General features: G+C 44.6%; 1 protein-coding gene and 2 pseudogenes. 1 reads left to right on the top strand and 2 read right to left on the bottom strand.

Annotation, left to right across the window (positions count from 1 at the left end; genetic code table 11):
* Nucleotides 1-202, top strand: a pseudogene (locus tag R7F67_RS24300) (carboxynorspermidine decarboxylase); the annotation flags it as partial.
* A 77-nt stretch (nt 203-279) separates the two neighbouring features.
* On the opposite strand, the gene R7F67_RS24295 reads toward R7F67_RS24300, so the two are convergent.
* Entirely contained in the window at nt 280-792 is a 513-nt protein-coding gene (locus R7F67_RS24295) for a glycine cleavage system protein R (protein WP_005483182.1), read from the bottom strand.
* Nucleotides 793-1,016: 224 nt separating this feature from the next.
* Nucleotides 1,017-1,261: pseudogene (locus R7F67_RS24290) on the bottom strand (DUF3943 domain-containing protein); the annotation flags it as partial.

The raw sequence follows: 1,261 nt of genomic DNA, 5'->3' as shown, positions 1-1,261 counted from the left end.
GAATTTTGATCAGCCACTAGAGATTGGTCAACGTCTGCACATTCTAGACAGCGCGGGTTACACGATGGTGAAACTAAACTGGTTCAATGGTCTACGTATGCCTTCTGTTTACTGTGAGCGTTCAAGCGGCGAGATTCAAAAACTGAATGAGTTTGACTACTCAGACTTCAAACGCTCACTGTCACAGTGGTCTGTGAAGTAATGTTTTTCTCATGCTTACAATGACAAAGAGCAGCTCTTTATAGCTGCTCTTTTTCTATGAATAAAAGGCTAAATCGACTAGCTTTCAATTATCACTCTGGTGTCTTCGCTGAGCGCTTCTAACTCGTTCGCCACATCTTCGATTTCCAATTCGCTTGGCAGCTTGATAGCCATTTTGGCGCTGAACAAGCTAGAACTCACACCGCCACCCCCGGCAATAAATACGCGTTGGCAATCCATATCTAAAATAGAGATGCCTTGTGCATCCAGAACGTGAGTGATTTCATTGACGATACCTGCACGGTCATTGGAATCGAGACGAAGTTGGAAAATGGTATCTTCTTTGTGTGAGTGAGGCTCTGAATCCACAAATTTAACTACTAGAGTCTGGCAGGCTGAAAACGCTTCTTTCACCGTGTCCGCGTTTTCTTCAGGTAACTCAACTTTTATCACCCCAGCGACTTGGTCTTCAATAAAGTTCACTTTACTGATTAACCATTTGCCTCCGTTTTCATGAGTAACAGCAGCCAGTTGTTTGATAGTCGCCGGTGATGCTTGACCGACAAAGTTAACGATAAACACAGTGTTCATGATGTCCCCTCCTGGAATAAGGTTTGGACGCAGTGCGGTGGAACGCATCGCTTAAGTTATTGGAATAAGTCCTTTTCTTCAGTGTAGGTCCTAGGAAGGGGTTATGTTTGATAGAAGTCAATTTTTCACACTAATTCGCGAAGCAAATAATCAAAACAGTGCACTAGATACAAAAAGAGCAGCCGTTTGGCTGCTCTTCATTAATGTCGTTCAATATGGTTGGCTTAGAACGTTACTTTCAGCTCTACGCCGTAAAACTGACTGTCGTAGCTTGCACCTGCGTCCATGGCAAACTTCGCAACATCTTGATTGCCGAACCAAGGTGAGGAGTTGAATTTCAATTCAGCGCTGCCGCCCCATGCGTCAGTCACCCAGTGGTGGATATGACCAACAGGGTTTAGGAAGAAGAGAGAAACGTCGCCTGCAGTTTCTGAACCTAACACTTCGCCGCCATTTGCTACGATGTCTT

Origin of the sequence: Vibrio sp. YT-17 (assembly GCF_033337375.1) — a bacterium.
Lineage (GTDB): Bacteria > Pseudomonadota > Gammaproteobacteria > Enterobacterales > Vibrionaceae > Vibrio > Vibrio alginolyticus.
Note: the sequence above shows the minus strand (reverse complement) of the source record. Positions and strands in the feature narration are given on the sequence as shown.

Excerpts from the sequence above, each read along its gene's own strand:
- R7F67_RS24295 (WP_005483182.1), bottom strand. The coding sequence starts at position 792 with ATGAACACTGTGTTTATCGTTAACTTTGTCGGTCAAGCATCACCGGCG.